This is a genomic window from Sulfitobacter pontiacus, assembly GCF_040790665.1.
Taxonomy (GTDB): Bacteria; Pseudomonadota; Alphaproteobacteria; order Rhodobacterales; family Rhodobacteraceae; genus Sulfitobacter; species Sulfitobacter pontiacus.
In genome coordinates, this window is record NZ_CP160849.1 from 2,833,437 (window position 1) to 2,850,918 (window position 17,482).

At 58.9% G+C, this 17,482-nt stretch carries 18 protein-coding genes; 5 read left to right on the plus strand and 13 right to left on the minus strand.

The genetic code is table 11. From position 1 onward, the window contains the following. Positions 1-97 precede the first annotated feature (97 nt). From rpsB to tsf, 3 genes are all read left to right on the plus strand, one after another. The gene (gene rpsB / locus AB1495_RS13995; RefSeq protein ID WP_005853591.1) at positions 98-967 is read left to right on the plus strand and encodes a 30S ribosomal protein S2; all 870 of its coding nucleotides are present in this window, start codon (positions 98-100) and stop codon (positions 965-967) included. 171 nt (positions 968-1,138) lie between these two features. Next, positions 1,139-2,170 carry an IS110 family transposase gene (locus AB1495_RS14000; protein ID WP_074637878.1) on the plus strand — a complete coding sequence of 344 codons (1,032 nt, stop codon included), beginning with the start codon at positions 1,139-1,141 and terminating at the stop codon, positions 2,168-2,170. A 407-nt stretch (positions 2,171-2,577) separates the two neighbouring features. Further along, positions 2,578-3,453 carry a translation elongation factor Ts gene (tsf, locus tag AB1495_RS14005; RefSeq protein ID WP_005853593.1) on the plus strand — a complete coding sequence of 292 codons (876 nt, stop codon included), beginning with the start codon at positions 2,578-2,580 and terminating at the stop codon, positions 3,451-3,453. An 88-nt stretch (positions 3,454-3,541) separates the two neighbouring features. Here tsf and aroQ read toward each other — a convergent pair whose 3' ends face one another. Together aroQ and AB1495_RS14015 are read right to left on the minus strand one after the other, a co-directional pair. Continuing rightward, positions 3,542-3,979 carry a type II 3-dehydroquinate dehydratase gene (gene aroQ, locus AB1495_RS14010; RefSeq protein WP_037964501.1) on the minus strand — a complete coding sequence of 146 codons (438 nt, stop codon included), beginning with the start codon at positions 3,977-3,979 and terminating at the stop codon, positions 3,542-3,544. A 60-nt stretch (positions 3,980-4,039) separates the two neighbouring features. Next, positions 4,040-4,438: a rhodanese-like domain-containing protein gene (locus AB1495_RS14015; RefSeq protein WP_005853596.1), complete on the minus strand. Its 399-nt coding sequence runs from the start codon at positions 4,436-4,438 to the stop codon at positions 4,040-4,042. A 286-nt stretch (positions 4,439-4,724) separates the two neighbouring features. Between AB1495_RS14015 and AB1495_RS14020 the strand changes: the two genes are divergently transcribed. After that, on the plus strand, positions 4,725-5,564 hold the full coding sequence (locus AB1495_RS14020; RefSeq protein WP_074634894.1) for a fumarylacetoacetate hydrolase family protein: 840 nt from the start codon (positions 4,725-4,727) through the stop codon (positions 5,562-5,564). Positions 5,565-5,569: 5 nt separating this feature from the next. Here the strand turns inward: AB1495_RS14020 and phoB are convergent, their stop codons facing one another. From phoB to AB1495_RS14070, 10 genes are all read right to left on the minus strand, one after another. Further along, entirely contained in the window at positions 5,570-6,259 is a 690-nt protein-coding gene (phoB, locus tag AB1495_RS14025; protein WP_005853599.1) for a phosphate regulon transcriptional regulator PhoB, read from the minus strand. A 4-nt stretch (positions 6,260-6,263) separates the two neighbouring features. Next, positions 6,264-6,971: a phosphate signaling complex protein PhoU gene (gene phoU / locus AB1495_RS14030; protein WP_074634893.1), complete on the minus strand. Its 708-nt coding sequence runs from the start codon at positions 6,969-6,971 to the stop codon at positions 6,264-6,266. Between the two features lie 5 nt (positions 6,972-6,976). After that, a complete protein-coding gene (gene pstB, locus AB1495_RS14035) occupies positions 6,977-7,774 on the minus strand; it encodes a phosphate ABC transporter ATP-binding protein PstB (RefSeq protein WP_005853603.1) in 798 nt (265 codons plus the stop codon). Between the two features lie 17 nt (positions 7,775-7,791). Next, positions 7,792-9,132, minus strand: a complete 1,341-nt coding sequence (gene pstA, locus AB1495_RS14040) for a phosphate ABC transporter permease PstA (RefSeq protein ID WP_074634892.1) — start codon at positions 9,130-9,132, stop codon at positions 7,792-7,794. Then, positions 9,129-10,628: a phosphate ABC transporter permease subunit PstC gene (gene pstC / locus AB1495_RS14045; protein ID WP_074634891.1), complete on the minus strand. Its 1,500-nt coding sequence runs from the start codon at positions 10,626-10,628 to the stop codon at positions 9,129-9,131. Before pstC ends, pstA begins: the two co-directional genes overlap by 4 nt. 108 nt (positions 10,629-10,736) lie before the next feature. Next, positions 10,737-11,777: a substrate-binding domain-containing protein gene (locus tag AB1495_RS14050; RefSeq protein ID WP_005853609.1), complete on the minus strand. Its 1,041-nt coding sequence runs from the start codon at positions 11,775-11,777 to the stop codon at positions 10,737-10,739. Positions 11,778-11,929: 152 nt separating this feature from the next. Further along, positions 11,930-12,973: a cell wall metabolism sensor histidine kinase WalK gene (locus AB1495_RS14055; protein ID WP_074634890.1), complete on the minus strand. Its 1,044-nt coding sequence runs from the start codon at positions 12,971-12,973 to the stop codon at positions 11,930-11,932. A 2-nt stretch (positions 12,974-12,975) separates the two neighbouring features. Then, complete coding sequence (locus AB1495_RS14060) at positions 12,976-13,497, minus strand: gamma carbonic anhydrase family protein (RefSeq protein WP_074634889.1); 522 nt, start codon at positions 13,495-13,497, stop codon at positions 12,976-12,978. Continuing rightward, positions 13,494-14,135, minus strand: coding sequence for a guanylate kinase (gene gmk, locus AB1495_RS14065; RefSeq protein WP_005853615.1), 642 nt, complete (start codon positions 14,133-14,135; stop codon positions 13,494-13,496). The genes AB1495_RS14060 and gmk overlap by 4 nt, the downstream gene beginning before the upstream one ends. A 3-nt stretch (positions 14,136-14,138) precedes the next feature. Then, positions 14,139-15,029: a YicC/YloC family endoribonuclease gene (locus AB1495_RS14070; RefSeq protein WP_074634888.1), complete on the minus strand. Its 891-nt coding sequence runs from the start codon at positions 15,027-15,029 to the stop codon at positions 14,139-14,141. Positions 15,030-15,257: 228 nt separating this feature from the next. Between AB1495_RS14070 and AB1495_RS14075 the strand changes: the two genes are divergently transcribed. Next, positions 15,258-15,917 carry a PAS domain-containing protein gene (locus AB1495_RS14075; protein ID WP_074634887.1) on the plus strand — a complete coding sequence of 220 codons (660 nt, stop codon included), beginning with the start codon at positions 15,258-15,260 and terminating at the stop codon, positions 15,915-15,917. A gap of 97 nt (positions 15,918-16,014) precedes the next feature. Here AB1495_RS14075 and AB1495_RS14080 read toward each other — a convergent pair whose 3' ends face one another. Beyond that, positions 16,015-17,385: a class II 3-deoxy-7-phosphoheptulonate synthase gene (locus AB1495_RS14080; protein WP_039912024.1), complete on the minus strand. Its 1,371-nt coding sequence runs from the start codon at positions 17,383-17,385 to the stop codon at positions 16,015-16,017. Positions 17,386-17,482: the final 97 nt, after the last annotated feature.

A 17,482-nucleotide genomic window follows, 5' to 3' on the forward strand; every position in this document is an offset into this window, starting at 1 on the left:
GTTGGGCCTTTGAGGGAGAAATCCTTGAACGTCCGCCGGTTGGTCCCATTCCGGGATCGAGACCCCCGACGAGGCAAAACCGGAAAGGTATAAAGACATGGCTCTTCCTGAGTTCTCCATGCGCCAACTGCTTGAAGCAGGCGTACACTTTGGTCACCAAACACAGCGCTGGAACCCCCGCATGGGTCCGTTCATCTATGGCGCGCGTAACGGCATCCACATCATGGACCTGACACAGACTGTTCCAATGCTGGACCAGGCACTGCAAGTCATCCGTGACACCGTCGCCAAAGGCGGCAGCATTCTTTTCGTTGGCACCAAGCGTCAGGCTGCACAGCCGATCGCCGAAGCCGCAGAGAAATGCGCACAGTACTACATGAACCACCGTTGGTTGGGCGGCACGCTGACAAACTGGCAGACCGTTTCCAAATCCATCCAGCGCCTGAAGTCCATCGACGAACAGTCCGAGCGCGGCTTTTCCGGTCTGACCAAGAAAGAGCGTCTTGGCATGGAACGTGACCAAGCGAAGCTGGAAGCATCGCTGGGTGGGATCCGTGAAATGGGCGGTCGCCCTGACCTGATCTTCGTCATCGACGTGAAAAAGGAAGCACTGGCCGTGGCCGAAGCGAACAAACTGGGCATCCCGGTTATCGCTGTTGTCGACACCAACTGCTCCCCCGACGGGATCGACTACATCATCCCGGGCAACGACGACGCCGCCCGCGCGATCCACATGTATTGCGATCTGGCCGCACGTGCCGCACTTGACGGTATGTCCGCGCAGCTGGGTGCCGCAGGTGTTGATATCGGTGCGATGGAAGAAGCGCCCGAAGAAGAAGCCCTGATCGACGGTGGTGTCGAAGTTGGCAACGCTTCGGAAGAAACAGTTTCGAACGACGCAATGGCAAAAGACGCACCTCTGGATATCGAATCCAAGAAGGAAACGCTGGCCGACGCCAAGTCGTAAGCGACGCGAAAGAGACGGGCAGGGGGCATGTTACCCTCTGCCTGTCACAAAACATGGGGTAATCGCTCTGTCACTCCGCGTTTCGTCATGGCATCGAAATGTTTTTTCTCCGGTATGATCCAGAGCGTGATCCGAAAGGGTCTTGTTCGAAGCAACAGATGGAGATTGAGCATGGGCCAGTACATAGGGCTTGACGTTTCGTTGAAGGATACCGCGATCTCAATCCGAGAAGACGGCAAAAGAATATGGCGCGGGAAATGTCCCTCCGACCCGGGAATTATTGCGCAGGCGGTTCGGAAGCATGCGGACGACCCCCTGAGCGTCGTTTTCGAAACTGGCCCACTCGCCACTTGGTTCTTTCATGCCTTAACGGGGGAAGGACTCCGGGCGATCTGCATTGAGGCGCGGCATGCTCAGAAAATTCTGGGTGAGACGCTGAACAAGACCGATGCAAACGATGCTGAGGGATTGGCCAAACTTGCCGAAACCGGCTTCTATAAGGCTGTCAGGGTCAAGTCGTTCGAAGCGATGCTGATCCGGTCATTGGTTGCAGCCCGCACCCAACTCTTGGCCATCACGACACAATTGACCAATCAGATCCGTGGTTTGATGAAGACTTTCGGTCTTGTCGTGCCCAAGAGCAAAGGCCGGGTGTTCATAGAAAAGGTTAACGATCTACTGGACGGACACGTCGAGTTGAAAGGGATCATCTATCCGCTGCTTGAAGCTTGGCAAGCTGTCAGGGAGCGGGCGTCTACGCTCAGCCGCCAGCTCTTGTTGGCGGCGCGACAGTGCCAAAGCACGCGTTTGCTCATGACGATACCAGGCGTTGGGGCGATCACAGCAGTTTCCTATGTGGCCGCTATCGAAGACCCGAAGAACTTTCCGAAGTCCCGATCTGTCGGCGCATGGCTTGGCCTCACTACACGCCGATACCAATCGGGAGAGATGGATTTTAACGGCCACATCTCTCGAAGGGGGGATCAACGATTGCGTGGGCTCCTCTACGAGGCTGCGACCTCGTTGCTTACGAGGACACGAGCCGAAACGGTCAGTGATCTAAAAACCTGGGGGCTTCAATTGCGCGAACGCCTTGGCTTCAAGCGGGCGGCGGTCGCCGTTGCTCGCAAACTCGCCGTCATCATGCATTCCATGCTGAAGACCGGTCAAACCTTTATTCCAACGCGCGAGGAACTCGCCTAATGCATTGTCCCTCGCACACCGAGCTCAGCGCATCATAACTTGATGCGAGGAGGCGTCCCTGTCGTGGACGGAGGTCAGGCCAATCCGAAAGACGTGGCAGCAGCTATTACAGACTGCGTGCAAAACAATGGAAGGCTTCACCTGCGGAACCCAAAATGCGGCAGCCAAGTGCTGACCGCGGAGACAACCATGCCCCGGACACACGCATGACCTCGATAACATAAACGTGCTGAGAGCGAACTGAGCAAGAACCGGAGGCCGAAATGCTCTAAAGGCATTTCGATAGGCCGTGCTTTTGCATCAAGGCTTGACTGCGGCCTTGCGATTAGACAACCATTACATGATTGAGACAGTGGTGCAGAACGCTCTGCCCCTCAATTTATCCCAATTCAAGGAGAACCAAAGCGATGGCAATCACAGCATCCATGGTCAAAGAACTGCGCGACACAACCGGTGCCGGCATGATGGACGCGAAAAAAGCGTTGACTGAAACAGATGGCGACATGGAAGCAGCCGTTGACTGGCTGCGCACCAAGGGTCTGGCGAAAGCAGCCAAGAAATCCGGCCGCACCGCAGCCGAGGGCCTTGTTGCCGTTAAAGTCGAAGGCGGCCACGGTGTTGCTGTCGAAGTGAACTCCGAAACCGACTTCGTTGGCAAAAACGCCGACTTCCAGAAAATGGTTTCCGGCATCGCAGATGTTGCTACCGGTGTGTCCGACGTTGACGCGCTGAACGCGGCTGACATGGGCGGCAAGCCCGTTTCCACCGTGATCACCGATGCCATTGCGAAAATCGGCGAGAACATGTCGGTGCGCCGCATGCAGTCCATCGATGGGGATCAGGTCGTGTCCTATGTGCACAACGCTGTAGCACCCGGCATGGGCAAAATCGGTGTTCTGGTCGCAATGACCGGCGGCAACGAAGAGCTGGGCAAACAGATCGCGATGCACATCGCCGCTGTGAACCCTGCGTCCTTGTCCGAAGCGGATCTGGACCCGGCAGTTGTTGAAAAAGAAAAGCAGGTTCAAATGGACATCGCACGCGAGTCCGGCAAGCCGGAAGCTGTGATCGAGAAAATGATCACCGGCCGCATGCAGAAATACATGTCCGAAGTGACACTGCTGAACCAGGCATTCGTTGTGAACCCTGACCTGACCGTCGGCAAAGCCGCAGAAGAAGCTGGCGCGACCATCACCGGTTTCGTCCGTCTTGAAGTTGGCGAAGGCATCGAAGTCGTTAAAGAAGACTTCGCAGCAGAAGTTGCAAAAGCCGCCAAAGGCTAAGCTGTCACACAGCAGATGAGAGAAAGGGCGAGGGCGCATCGGCACCTTCGCCCTTTTTTATTATAAATCAGATACTAAGCGATAAAACCTAATCCTTTAGGTGAGCTTTCAGCGCATCCAGGGCCATCAGATAACCCTGCGCGCCAAACCCGCAGATCTGACCCAGAGCCACAGGCGCGATGTAAGACCGGTGCCGGAATTCCTCGCGCGCGTGGATGTTGCTCAGGTGCACCTCGACAACCGGCAGCTCGACTGAAGCGATCGCATCCATCAACGCAATCGACGTATGGGTATAGGCACCGGCATTCAGCACGATCCCGGCATGTTTGCCTTTGGCCGCGTGGATCAGATCGATCAGCGCGCCTTCGTGGTTGGACTGTTCAAACGCCACATCAAACCCAAGCGTCTTCGCTTTCTCGCGGCACAGCGCCTCGACATCGGCCAAAGTCGTCTTACCATAGACCTCGGGCTGGCGCGTGCCCAGCAGGTTCAGGTTCGGACCGTTCAGGATCAGAATGGATGTCATAGCGATGGCCTTGTTGTTACGATGTGGTGGCGCAGACGTAGCACAGGCACCACGGCGTCGTTAGTCTTTCTTTTCAGGGTATTCGACCGGACCACCGTGCTTTTCCCATGTCGAAAAGCCTTCGCGCAGATGCGCCGCGTCAAAGCCCATGTCTTGCAGCGTCGCCGTGGTGATCGCCGATCGCCAGCCAGAGGCGCAGTGAAAGACAAAGGTCTTGTCCTGACCGAAGATCTCTTTGAAGTACGGGCTGTCAGGGTCGACCCAGAATTCGATCATGCCGCGCGGTGCGTGAAAGCTGCCGGGGATATAGCCGCTGCGCTGGCGTTCACGGATATCGCGCAGGTCAACGACAACAACATCCGGATCCTTCAGCATGGCCATCAAATCAGGCGTTTCGATCTCGCGGATACGTGCACGGGCAGCGGCGACCATATCCGCCGAAGACATCTTGAGCGTCATATTCTTCCTTTCGTTCAGCAGCCGCCAAAGCGCCGATCGCTTACAGTTGCATCGGCTTGGCGCATGTGGATTATGGCACGCAGAACAACGGGGTAAAGCAAGAAGCCACGCGGATGGGAGAATGGATAAACTGGATGAAGAAGCGTCTTTTTATACTACTTTTCAGTGCTTTATGACGCACTTTAACAGTAAATCATCGCCCAAAGCGTACCAATTATTTACATAATACTGATTATGAGAATCAAATCAGGCGCATGCGCACCCCTCACAAACACAGGATTAGCTAATGAAACTCTGCCGTATCGAAACCCCTGACGGGATAAAACCTGCGATGATTGACGCAGATGGTGCCGCGCGCGATCTGACGCAGCATCTGACGGATATCGAGCTTGCCACAATGGCACCCGCAGCGCTGGACCAGCTGCGCGATGTGGACGTTACGGCCTTGCCTGTCATCACGGGCCGGTTTGCGCCTGTGATCAATGACATACGTCGTATTCTGTGTATCGGGCTGAATTACTCAGACCACGCGGCAGAAGCTGGCATGGAAGTGCCCGATCACCCGATCCTGTTTAGCAAACTCTGCGCGGCCACCGGTGCCAACGATCCGATCATCATCCCCAAGGATTCCGAGAAAACCGATTGGGAAGTTGAACTTGCGGTCGTGATCGGTACCAAGGCACAGCATGTGTCCGAGGCCGACGCGCTGTCCCATGTGGCGGGTTATGCGACTTTCAACGACGTGTCAGAGCGCGCTTTTCAGATCGAATTCGGCGGTCAGTGGGTCAAGGGCAAGTCCTGCGACAGCTTCGCGCCCATCGGCCCGTATCTGGTGACCGCAGACGAGGTGCCGGACCCGCAGAACCTTGATCTATGGCTTGATGTGAACGGCACCCGTCGCCAGACGGGCAATACCCGCACGATGGTCTTCTCGGTGGCCGAGATTATCTCTTTTCTCAGCCGTTTCATGACCTTACTGCCCGGAGACGTGATCGCCACCGGCACACCGCCCGGCGTTGGCATGGGCTTTAAGCCGCCGGTGTACCTGCAACCGGGCGATGTCGTTGAACTGGGCATCGAAGGCTTAGGAGATCAACGCCAAGAAGTCATTAAATTCAACGGGTAAGCGCCCTACCCTAATGCATAACCTGCACCGCGCACCGTGCGGATTGGGTCATCGCCACCGTGAGATGTCAGCGCCTTGCGCAGCCGCGCGATGTGCACATCCACGGTGCGCGTGTCGACATAAATATCGCGGCCCCAGACGTGATCCAGCAGCTGATCGCGGCTAAACACACGGCCCGGACGCTCTAACAGGGTGACCAGCAGCCGGTATTCTGTCGGGCCCAGTTTCAGCTCGTTCGCGGCGCGGTTCACGCGGTGGCGTTCCGTGTCCAGCGTGATATCGGCATAGCTAAGCGCCGCGCCCGAGGATGCCGGGCGCACACGGCGCAATTGGGTGCGCACACGGGCCATGAGCTCGCGCATGGAATAGGGTTTGACGACGTAATCATCCGCCCCCGTCTCTAGCCCGCGCACGGTGTCCACCTCTTCTGACCGCGCCGAGAGCATGATCACGGGGATATTACGCGTATCTTCGCGGGTCTTGAGCTGCCGGCACACCTCGATGCCGCTGAGCAGCGGCATCATCCAATCCAGAATAATCAGGTCCGGCAGCGCCTCTGCCACCAGCAGGATCGCTTCTTCACCATTCTCGGCCCGCCTTACGTCAAACCCTTCGGATTCAAGGTTATACGCCAGAATTTCGCGCTGTGCGGGTTCGTCTTCCACCAACAGGATCTGGGGCTGCGCCGCCGACATGGTTCTACCCCTTCAGCTTGGTGGAGGTGTTATCCGCCTTTGGGCGGTCCTCGTCCGGGTGGGTGCCGGTCACCAGATAGACGACCTGTTCCGCGATCGATGTGACCAGATCGCCCATGCGTTCCACGTTTTTCGCGATGAAATGCAGGTGCATACACGATGTAATGTTGCGCGGGTCTTCCATCATGAAGGTGAGGAATTCACGGAACAGCGCGTTATACATCTGATCGACGTCTTCATCGCGTGCGATCACGTCCCTCGCCAGTTCTGCGTCGCGCTGCACATAGGAATCCAGCGCGTCCTTGAGCATGGATTCAACGGTTTTACACATGCGGCGGATGGCACCGGCGCTATCGGCAACTGCAGGAAGCTGCGCGAGCACTGAATTACGCTTGGCCATGTTTTTCGCATAGTCGCCAATACGTTCCAGGCTGGCGCTGATCTTGATCACGCTCAGGATCAGACGCAGGTCCACGGCTGTGGGTGCGCGCAGGGCGATGATGCGGGCGGCGCGTTCGTTGATCAGCTCTTCGAGCGCGTCAATCGCCTTGTCCCCGCCGCGGACCTGATCGGCCAGCTCTTCGTCGCGGGTTTCAAGCGATTGTGCGGCAAGGCGAATGGCATCTTCGACCATGCCACCCATTTTCATGATCTGTGCCTGAACGCTTTCGAGGTCACGGTCAAAGGCAGAGACAATGTGTTGATCTTGCATGATACTTATCCAATCCGGCCAGTGATGTAGCTTTCCGTCCGAGGGTCTTCGGGCGACGTGAAAATCTTGTCGGTCTCGCCGAACTCCACCAGATTGCCAAGGTGGAAGAACGCTGTTTTCTGGCTCACCCGTGCGGCCTGCTGCATGGAGTGTGTGACGATCACGACCGAATAGTCCTGACGCAGCTCGTCGATCAGCTCTTCGACCTGCGCGGTGGCGATCGGGTCAAGCGCGGAACAGGGTTCGTCCATTAGCAGCACTTCGGGTTCGGTCGCAACGGCACGGGCGATGCACAGACGCTGCTGCTGCCCGCCAGAAAGGCCGGTGCCGGGCGCGTGCAGACGGTCCTTGACCTCGTTCCAGATGGCACCGCGTTTCAGGGCGCGTTCAACGATATCGTCAAGCTCGGACTTGTTGCGGGCCAGACCGTGGATGCGGGGGCCGTAGGCGACATTGTCGTAGATCGATTTGGGGAACGGGTTCGGCTTCTGGAACACCATGCCGACCTTGGCGCGCAGCTGCACCGGATCGACCGCGCTGTCATAGATGTCTTCGCCATCGATCAGGATATCGCCTTTGACGGTGCAGATATCAATCGTGTCGTTCATCCGGTTGATACACCGCAGGAAAGTCGATTTCCCACAGCCCGATGGTCCGATAAAGGCGGTGACGGTTTTGTCTTGGATATCGACAGAGACATCCTTGATCGCGTGGGTGTCCCCGTAGAAAACCTGCACGTTGCGGGCGGCGATTTTTGTTTGGTTCGTTGTCACGTCCGTCTCCGAAATTACGTTGTCTTTCATAGCCTTGCCTTTCATTCTTACCAGCGCCGCTCGAACCGGCGCCGCAGCATTACGGCGATGGCATTCATGGTGATCAAAAAGACCAGCAAGATGATGATACCGCCCCAGGCGCGTTCATAGAACGCGGGATCGGCGCGTTTGGCCCATTCGTAGATCTGCGCCGGCATGGCGGAGTTCGGATCCATCAGCCCCGATGCGATGCCGTCGGGCGGGTTCGAGGCGATGAAGCCGACCATCCCGATCAACAACAGCGGGGCCGTTTCACCAAGTGCCTGCGCCAGACCGATGATTGTGCCAGTGAGGATACCCGGAGCAGCCAAGGGCAGCACGTGGTGGAACACCGATTGCATCTTCGACGCCCCTACCCCCAGTGCCGCGTCACGGATGCTGGGCGGGACAGATTTCAGCGAGGCGCGGGTCGAGATGATGATCGTCGGAAGCGTCATCAGCGTCAGCACCAGCCCGCCCACCAGCGGGGCCGAGTTTGGCAGGTGCATATAGTTGATGAAAACCGCGAGACCCAGAATACCAAAGACAATCGAGGGCACCGCCGCGAGGTTAGAAATGTTCACCTCGATGATATCGGTGAGCAGGTTCTTGGGGGCGAATTCTTCAAGGTAGATCGACGCGGCGACCCCGATGGGCAGCGCCAGCGCCAGCACCACCAGCATCATAAAGAGCGAGCCAAGCATCGAGACCCCCATGCCCGCCGCCTCGGGTCGTGCGTCAGACGCATCGGCACCTGTGATGAAATCGAGGTTAAAGCGTTTTTCCAGCGCCCCATCTGCGACAAGGGCGTCCACCAGATCAAGCTGCTCTGCGCTGATGCTTTTGTCGTTGGCGATGCTGTCGCGCGTGACGCGGCCTTTCATATAGCCATCAACGCGGCTGTTGGTCAGGAATTTGAATTCAACCGCGGTGCCAATGAGCTCGGGGTTATCCAGCACAAAGTCACGCAGCTGTGCCGCCGCATCCTTGGACAGGATGCCCGCCATATCCTTGGGCTTTAGGTCCGTGGTAATCCCGGTCTCGGCCACCTTGGCCTCAAGCGCGGCGGCCATCAGCGGCGCGTAGCCGAAGGTCGATACCTTCTTGATCTCGTCCAGATTCCGGTTGCCGTTCTTGTCCAGCTTTTCCTCAAGCAGTTGCACGTTCAGCGTCAGGAACGTCTGCTGAAAGGCCCCTACGCCGCGTCCGATAATCGTGGTCAGCAAGATCGCCAGCATCAGCAGGCCCACGGCGATGGCTGCGATACCGTAGGATTTGAAACGGGCCTCTGCACGGTTGCGTTTGACGGTGCGCGCGTCGGGCTTCAGCAGCGAATGGCGCGGCGTTGCGGTGTTGGGCATGTCGGTCATTCGTACTGCTCCCGGTATTTGCGCACGATATAAAGCGCCAGAACGTTCAGCCCCAGGGTCAGCACGAACAGCGTCAGACCAAGGGCAAAGGCGACCAGCGTTTCAGGGCTGGCAAAGTCGGTATCCCCGGTCAGCTGGCTGACGATACGGGTGGTGATGGTAGTCATCGCTTCCAGCGGGTTGCCCGAGATGCGGGCGATGGCACCTGCCCCCAGAACAACGATCATCGTCTCGCCGATGGCCCGGCTCGCGGCGAGAAGCACAGCCCCCACGATCCCCGGCAAAGCGGCAGGCAGCACGACCTGGCGGATGGTTTCGGAATGGGTCGCGCCCAGGCCAAATGACCCGTCGCGCATCGATTGCGGCACAGCGTTGATGATATCGTCGCTCAGCGACGAAACGAAGGGGATCAGCATGATGCCCATGACCAGCCCCGCCGTCAGGACCGATGTCGCCCCGCTCATCCAGTCGACGCCCAGCAGACCATTCTCGCCGCGGCCAAAGACGTTCACAAGAAACGGACCCACTGTCAGCAAGGCAAACAGACCGTAAACAATCGTCGGGATACCGGCGAGGATCTCCAGCAAAGGCTTGGCGAAAGAGCGTACTTTGTTGTTGGCGTATTCCGACAGGTAGATCGCGGCAAAGAGGCCGATGGGCACGGCCACCAGCAGCGCGATGATCGAGATATAGAGCGTCCCCCAGAGCAGCGGCAGGATCGACAGATCACTATCCCCGCGGAAGTTCGGGGCCCATGTGGTGCCCAGAAAGAAATCCTGCCACGGATGCAGGCGGAAGAAATTCAGCGTCTCGAACAGCATCGACAGGACGATCCCCACGGTGGTCAGGATCGCCAGCGACGCAGCGAGCACCAGCAACCCCAGCAGAAAACGTTCCACCGTATTGCGCGCGCGAAAATCGGCCCGTGCGGTGCGCATCGCGATGAACAGACCGGCCAGCGCCAACACAGAGATCACCGCGATCATCAGCCAGCGGCCGGTGTATTCCATTGACCGGTAGCGCTGCGCGGCGGCCAGCACCTCTGGCGTCACGTCAGACCCAAGCGCCACGCCCGTGCCCGCCAGCAGCGCGCGCACGTCGGTGCCGGTCACGTCCAGATCACGGGCGCTTTGCGCATCCAGCGCGCCTGATTGCACGGCCGCGTCCAGCCCGTTGGCCACACGGCGCACGTCGCTCATCACGAGATTGACCGAAGAGCCTTCGTTCACGGCGCTTTGCGGGATCATGTCGACAACTGCGTTCTGGATCAGCATCGGCTGCACCAGCATCCAGATCGCCAGCACAAACAGCGCCGGAATGGCGGTGAGCATGGCGGCGTTATAGCCGTAGTAGTTCGGAAGGGAGTGCAGCTTGCGCGCATCGCCCGAGACGGACGACATGGCCCGGCTGCGCACCAGACCATAGGCAAGGACTGTTAATATCAAAACAACGGCAACTAAGAGCGTGGTAGATCCCACATTGAAAATATCGCGCATGGTGGCCCCCGGTTGCAGCCTGTTTCAGGCTATCATTGTTTGGAAAGTATCAGTCGGCAGCAAAAATCCGGAGGCACCTCGCAGCGCCTCCGGATCGTCAGACAGGTTTTAGGAACCGCTGCCCATTACAGTTTCTTCAGCAACAACCGACTGTGTTTTCGCCAGTTCTGGGTCGGAGACCAGACCGTATTCAGCCAAAGGACCGTCGGGACCGGCAATCTCGTCTGCCACGAAGAACTCGGCATATTCTTTCAAGCCAGGGATCACGCCGATGTGCGCTTTCTTGACGTAGAAGAACAGCGGGCGGGATACGGGGTAGTCGCCACTCGAGATGGTTTCAACGGTGGGCTCAACGCCGCTCATGTTGGCGACGGTCAGCTTGTCGGTGTTGTTCTCGTAGAATGCCAGACCGAAGACGCCGATGCCGTCTTTGTTGCTTTCGATGCGCGCCAGCGTTTCGGTGTAGTCACCGTCGATGTCCACGGAAACACCATCGGTGCGCAGCGCGATACATGCTTTTTCAGCGGCTTTCTTGTCGTCGCCATTCGCGGCCTTAAAAGCTTCGAAGTCGCCGGTGGCTTCACAGCCTGCCAGGATCACTTTTTCTTCGAAAACTTCGCGTGTGCCGTGCTTGGTGCCGGGGATGTAGGCCTGGATCGGCTGCTCGGGGAAGCTGGCGTTCACGTCGGACCACATTTTGTTGGGGTTCGCCACGATCTCGCCGTCGACAACGACTTCGGCGGACAGGGCTTTGTACCAGTCTTCGGGGGTGAATTCGAATGTGTTGCCATTGATGTCAGACGCAAACACGATGCCGTCATAGCCGATCTGGACTTCGATGATGTCGGTCACACCGTTGGCGGCGCAGGCTTCGACTTCGGAGCTCTTGATCTGGCGCGAGGCGTTTGCCACGTCGATTGTGTTCTCGCCAACACCTTCACAAAAACGCTTCAGACCCGCCGAGGAGCCACCGGATTCAACAACAGGTGTCGGGAAATCGAAGTTTTCGCCAAAGGCTTCGGCTACGATGGACGCATAGGGCAAAACAGTGGAGGAACCGGCAACCTGTACCTGATCACGCGCGGCAGCGGCGGTTGCGGATACGGCGGCAATGGCCAGCGCGGAAGTGGTGAGTTTAACGAGCGACATGATGTCTCCTGTCAGCTTAGATTTGTCTGACCACCCCCATGGTGATCTTGCCGCACCAATAGGCGGGCGACACTGAGCTTTTGTGACAGTCATGTTACAGTTTTATGACACGGACGGAAATTGTAATTTCTTTTTGACCAAAATGCGCCCGATCACGCCAGATCCATGGGCAAGATCACCGTGAATCGCGCCCCATCCCCCAGATCAGAGGTGATTTTCAACCGTCCGCGGTGCCGGTTCAGGATATGTTTTACAATCGCCAGCCCCAGCCCCGTCCCGCCAAGGGCGCGGCTGCGGTGGCTGTCGGCGCGGTAGAAGCGTTCGGTCAGGCGCGGCAGGTGCACAGGGTCGATCCCCGGCCCGTGGTCGCGGATGGTGACCCGCACCGCAGGCCCGCGCAAGGAAGGGTCACGCAAGGTCGTCTCGACCGAAATTTCAACGTCTTTACCCACGCCACCATATTTGATGCCGTTTTCAATAAGGTTCGTGAACACCTGCAACAGCTGGTCCGTATCCCCCATCAGGGGCAGCGGATCGTCCCCCATAGTCGCGACCAACGTCACATTCGCCTCTACGGCCAAGGGGTTGAGGTTGCGCATGGTCGATTGCAGCACATAGCGCAGATCGACCTTATCTGTCGGGCGCACCCGTTCGTCCGATTCGACGCGTGACAGCGACAGCAGATCGCCCACCAGCCGGTTCATGCGCTCGGCCTCTCCGGTCATGATCCCCAAAAACCGGTCCCGTGCGGGGGCGTCGTCACGCGCAGGACCGCGTAAGGTTTCAATGAACCCCATCATCGCCGTCAGCGGGGTGCGCAATTCGTGGCTGACGTTGGCGACGAAATCGCGTCTCATCTGGCTGGCGTTGGTGACCTGTGTGATGTCTTGAAAGCTCAGCAAGACGTAATCCATGCCGGTCACCTTTCGGACGTGCACCCGAAAGGTTGTGTCATTGCCATTGTCGCTGGCCAGATATTGCGCCTCGCGCGGGGTATCATCCTGTTGGCATTGTTCGACCGCATCGACCACCGCAGGCTGGCGCAACACGTTGATGTAATGGCGGTCCAGCGCGCCACGGCCCAGCAGAACTTGGGCCGGCGCATTCATCGCGACGATACGTTCGGCCCGATCAACAGCAAGCGTAGGCAAAGGCAGCGCTGCCAGCAGATCCGGCAGATGCGGGCGCAGCACCATGCTCAGACGGGTTTAAGCTGGTTGGCAAAGCGCCGCGCGTTGTCTTGGTAGTGTTTCGCGCTGGCCGTCAGCCCCGCAATCGCCGCCGCGTCCAGCTCGCGCACGACCTTCCCCGGTGCGCCCATCACAAGCGACCCGTCGGGGATCACCTTGTTTTCAGTGATCAACGCCCCTGCCCCGATCAGACAATTCTTGCCGATCTTGGCCCCGTTCAGGATCGTCGCCCCCATCCCGACCAGCGAGTTATCCCCGATGGTGCAGCCGTGCAACATGACCTTGTGACCGATCGTACAGTTTTCCCCCACGGTCAACGGGCATCCCGGGTCCGTATGAAAGACGCAGTTTTCCTGCACATTACTGCCCTTGCCCACGAGGATCAGCTCGTTATCGCCGCGCAGCGTACAGCCGAACCAGACAGAGGCATCTGCCTCGAGCGTCACATTCCCGATGACATTGGCATCGGGGGCAACCCATGCATCCGCGTGAACCTGCGGGGTGATATCGGCCAGAGCGTAAAGCGTCATTTCGTGTCCTCGAATTCTGATTGCAGCGCGCGCACATGATCCACCAGTTTCGGCTGCTGCGAAAGGCGCAATCTTTCGGCGGTGATGATCGACTTCAGCTTGGCCTCTGTTTCGGTCAGGTCGTCATTGACCAGCACGTAGTCGTAGCCGTCCCAATGGCTGATCTCGTCCCAGCTTTTCTCCATTCGAAGCGCGATGGTATCGGGGGCGTCCTGACCACGGGTTTCCAGACGCCGCCGCAGCTCTTTGATCGAGGGCGGCAGGATGAAGATCGACAGCACGTGCTGCTTGAGCGTCGAGTTGCTGATTTGCTGCGCGCCCTGCCAATCCACGTCGAACAGCACATCGCGGCCACTGTCGATCGCCTTTTGCACCGGTCCCTTGGGCGAGCCGTAATAGTTGTTGAAGACGCGGGCGTGCTCCAGCATATCGCCATCGTTCACCATGGCGCGGAAATCATCTTCGGCGGTGAAAAAATAGTCCTTGCCGTCTTCCTCGCCGACACGCGGTGCGCGGGTGGTGGCCGAGACAGAGAATTCAAGCGAGGTATCCCAATCGCGCAGCTTGCGGGCCAGCGTCGATTTACCCGCCCCCGAGGGCGAGCTGAGGATGATCAATAGGCCGCGTCTGTCGCTCATGTCTTACTCCACATTTTGCACTTGTTCGCGCATCTGATCTATCACCGCCTTCAAGGCCAGCCCGATCTGGGTCAGCGCGGTGTTTTGTGCCTTGGCGCACAGTGTATTGGCCTCGCGGTTGAACTCCTGCATCAGGAAATCCAGCTTGCGCCCCACGGCCCCGTCCTGCGCCAGCAAGGCGCGGGCCGCATCCACATGGGCGTGCAGGCGGTCGATCTCTTCGGTGATGTCGGATTTGACGGCGATCAGCGCCAGTTCCTGCGCCAGTCGGTCAGCGTCCACGCCTTCGGCATTGTCCAGCACCCGCGAAAGATTGCGTTGCAGCGTCTGTGCCATCTCGTCCTTGCGCGTCTCGGCCAGCGCGGCGGCCTGTGTTGTCAACTCTGCCACCTGCGCCAACTGCGCCTCAAGAACCTGCGCCAAGGCAGCCCCTTCGCGGGCGCGCATGTCGTTGAAATCGGCAAGCACCGTGGGGAATTCCGCCAGCAGTGTCGCGCAAAGGGCGGCCACATCATCCACCGTCGTCGCCTGTTCAAGCACGCCGCGCATGGTGACGATATCGGTCGCCTTGGAGGGCGCAAGCGAGATCCCCGCATCCATCGCGCGCGCTTCGATCTGGTGCAGCGCGTCCAGCACGACATCAAGCTGATCCGCGTTCACCGTCAATGCGCCAGAGCCATCCTCGCGGGTGATCCGTAGATTGCAGGTGACATTGCCGCGGGCGATGGCGGCGCTTAGCGTCTTGCGCAGGCCCGCCTCCAGCCCGTCGATCCAGTCGGGCACACGCAGGCGCAGGTCGAGCCCCTTGCCATTAACCGATCGCAATTCCCACCCCCAACTGTGCGGGCCGGACGCACCACTGGCCGAGGCGAAACCCGTCATTGAACGTATCATGGCATGGTCCTTGTCGATTGCGATTGTTGCGCGCCTTAAAAGGGAAAGTCGCAAATGGGGCAAGTAAAAAGCCATTCTGCCGCACGAGGTCTCCCCTTAACGGTCTGTTAACCAAGTTTGCTGTTATATCTACAAATTACCGCTGATTTGACTAAACTCAGGCAATACATCGCGGCCCTGCTGCCGCCCCCCGTCCTGCTCTTGTCCCGACCGCAATAAGGCTGCCCGATGAAACATCTTCCCCCTCTGGATGATATGCCCCAGACCGGCTCTCGCCGCGTGATGCCGCCCCCGACACCCGCGATGGTTGACGTGCGGGCCTATTGGCAGGGGCTTTGCCGTGGTCAGCCGGTTCCGTTCCGGTCACAGATCGACCCTGCACAGATCACCTCCGTGCTGGATCGCGCCTTTGTTCTGGAACGCAGGCGGTCTGAACTGGCGCGGTTTCGCGTCGCCGGATCGCAGCTGTGCACTGCCATGGGGATGGATCTGCGCGGGATGCCGATGATCTCTCTGTTCGACCCGTCCGAGCGTCGCCGCTGCAGTGATTGGCTGGATCACATTCTGTCACAGCCCGCCACCGGAGAGATGACGCTCACCGCGGGGGATGCGGCCGTTCAGGCGCGTATGCTGGTGCTGCCGTTGCGCAGTGACATGGGGCAGATCGACCGGATGCTTGGCTGTCTGGAGATCACATCCAATGCCATCGAGCATCCGGGCTTGTATCGGATCGGCGATCTTGCCACGACACCGATCCCGCGCCCGCCACGGGCCGATGTGGCAGAGGAAACGCGCGCGCCCTGCCCCGAAGGTTTCGCCGATCCCGCCGCGCGTTTTGCCGCGCGGTCCGGTCGCAACCGGCCAGCCTATCTACGGGTCGTGAAGTAAACGGGGTAACCCCGATGGGACGCCCCCCGATGCCGCAAAAGAAAAAGGCCGCGCATGACGATATGCGCGGCCTTTCTTATTGCATGAGCTGCGGCAGTTAGCCGACGGCTTTGACCTGTTGGTTCGCCCGGCGTGCCGACAGTTCCTCGGCCACGAGGAAGGCAAGCTCCAGCGACTGGCTGGCGTTCAAACGCGGGTCGCAGGCAGTGTGGTAGCGGTCAGACAGGTCTTCGTCCTGAACGGCGCGGACACCACCAGTACATTCTGTCACATCCTGACCGGTCATCTCAAAGTGGACACCACCGGGCACGGTGCCCTCGGCCCCATGTACCGCAAAGAATTCACGCACTTCGCGCAGCACGGAATCAAAGGGCCGCGTCTTATAGCCGCTTGAGGATTTGATCGTGTTGCCATGCATGGGGTCACAGGTCCAGACGACATTCGCGCCCTCTTCCTGCACGGTCTTGATCAGACGCGGCAGGTGTTCACCGACATTGCCGGCCCCGAAACGCGCGATCAGGGTCAGGCGACCCTCTTCGTTTTCGGGGTTCAGCTTGTGCATCAACAGCTTGAGGTCATCGCTGGTCATCGTCGGGCCACACTTCAGGCCGATGGGGTTCTGAACGCCGCGGGCAAATTCCACATGCGCGCCATCGGGCTGACGTGTCCGGTCGCCGATCCAGATCATGTGACCCGAGCCCGCCAGCCATTTCCCGGTCTGGCTGTCCTGACGGCACAGTGCCTCTTCGTATTCCAGCAGCAGCGATTCGTGGCTGGTATAATATTCCACCGATTGCAGGGTATGCGCCGTCTCGGACGTGACACCCGCCGCCGCCATGAAATCAAGCGTGTCTGAAATGCGGTTCGCGATCTCGCGGTATTTTTCCGCCTTTTCGCTTTCGGTAAAGCCCAAAGTCCAGCCGTGCACCTGATGCACATCGGCATAGCCGCCGGTCGAGAATGCGCGGATCAGGTTCAGGGTCGCGGCGGCCTGTGTGTAGGCGCGCAGCATCTTTTTAGGATCGGGAATACGGGCGTCGGCGGTAAAGGCGAGCTCGTTGATGATGTCACCGCGGTAGCTTGGCAGTTCCACCCCATCCACGGTTTCAGTCGGCGCTGAACGCGGCTTGGCGAACTGACCCGCCATGCGGCCCAGCTTGATCACCGGCACTTTGGCACCGTGGGTCAGCACGATGGCCATCTGCAACATCACCTTGAAGGTGTCGCGGATCATATCGCTGCTGAATTGTTCGAAGCTTTCGGCGCAATCGCCGCCCTGAAGCAAGAACGCCTCGCCACGGCCCGCCGCCGCCAGATGCTTTTTCAGCCGCCGCGCTTCACCCGCAAAGACCAACAATGGATAACGGGACAATTCAGCTTCGACCGCGCGCAGCGCGTCCTGATCAGGATAGTCGGGCATCTGGATCCGCGGTTTGTCGCGCCAGCTTGATTTTGTCCAATCGGTCATCATTTTTCTCCGAAGTCCGCAGCGCCCGAAGTGTCAGGCGCAAACATTGTGAAATTGTGGTATATAAAGGTCTGGCCCAAGTGACCAGAACCGAAAT

Excerpts from the sequence above, each read along its gene's own strand:
- AB1495_RS14080 (WP_039912024.1), bottom strand. The coding sequence starts at position 17,385 with ATGACCGATTGGACAAAATCAAGCTGGCGCGACAAACCGCGGATCCAG.
- AB1495_RS14050 (WP_005853609.1), bottom strand. The coding sequence starts at position 11,777 with ATGTCGCTCGTTAAACTCACCACTTCCGCGCTGGCCATTGCCGCCGTA.
- AB1495_RS14075 (WP_074634887.1), top strand. The coding sequence starts at position 15,258 with ATGAAACATCTTCCCCCTCTGGATGATATGCCCCAGACCGGCTCTCGC.
- AB1495_RS14015 (WP_005853596.1), bottom strand. The coding sequence starts at position 4,438 with ATGACGCTCAAGATGTCTTCGGCGGATATGGTCGCCGCTGCCCGTGCA.
- phoB (WP_005853599.1), bottom strand. The coding sequence starts at position 6,259 with ATGTCGGCGGCGCAGCCCCAGATCCTGTTGGTGGAAGACGAACCCGCA.
- rpsB (WP_005853591.1), top strand. The coding sequence starts at position 98 with ATGGCTCTTCCTGAGTTCTCCATGCGCCAACTGCTTGAAGCAGGCGTA.
- phoU (WP_074634893.1), bottom strand. The coding sequence starts at position 6,971 with ATGCAAGATCAACACATTGTCTCTGCCTTTGACCGTGACCTCGAAAGC.
- aroQ (WP_037964501.1), bottom strand. The coding sequence starts at position 3,979 with ATGACATCCATTCTGATCCTGAACGGTCCGAACCTGAACCTGCTGGGC.
- AB1495_RS14070 (WP_074634888.1), bottom strand. The coding sequence starts at position 15,029 with ATGATACGTTCAATGACGGGTTTCGCCTCGGCCAGTGGTGCGTCCGGC.
- AB1495_RS14020 (WP_074634894.1), top strand. The coding sequence starts at position 4,725 with ATGAAACTCTGCCGTATCGAAACCCCTGACGGGATAAAACCTGCGATG.
- AB1495_RS14000 (WP_074637878.1), top strand. The coding sequence starts at position 1,139 with ATGGGCCAGTACATAGGGCTTGACGTTTCGTTGAAGGATACCGCGATC.
- gmk (WP_005853615.1), bottom strand. The coding sequence starts at position 14,135 with ATGAGCGACAGACGCGGCCTATTGATCATCCTCAGCTCGCCCTCGGGG.
- pstC (WP_074634891.1), bottom strand. The coding sequence starts at position 10,628 with ATGCGCGATATTTTCAATGTGGGATCTACCACGCTCTTAGTTGCCGTT.
- pstB (WP_005853603.1), bottom strand. The coding sequence starts at position 7,774 with ATGAAAGACAACGTAATTTCGGAGACGGACGTGACAACGAACCAAACA.
- tsf (WP_005853593.1), top strand. The coding sequence starts at position 2,578 with ATGGCAATCACAGCATCCATGGTCAAAGAACTGCGCGACACAACCGGT.
- AB1495_RS14060 (WP_074634889.1), bottom strand. The coding sequence starts at position 13,497 with ATGACGCTTTACGCTCTGGCCGATATCACCCCGCAGGTTCACGCGGAT.
- pstA (WP_074634892.1), bottom strand. The coding sequence starts at position 9,132 with ATGACCGACATGCCCAACACCGCAACGCCGCGCCATTCGCTGCTGAAG.
- AB1495_RS14055 (WP_074634890.1), bottom strand. The coding sequence starts at position 12,973 with ATGGTGCTGCGCCCGCATCTGCCGGATCTGCTGGCAGCGCTGCCTTTG.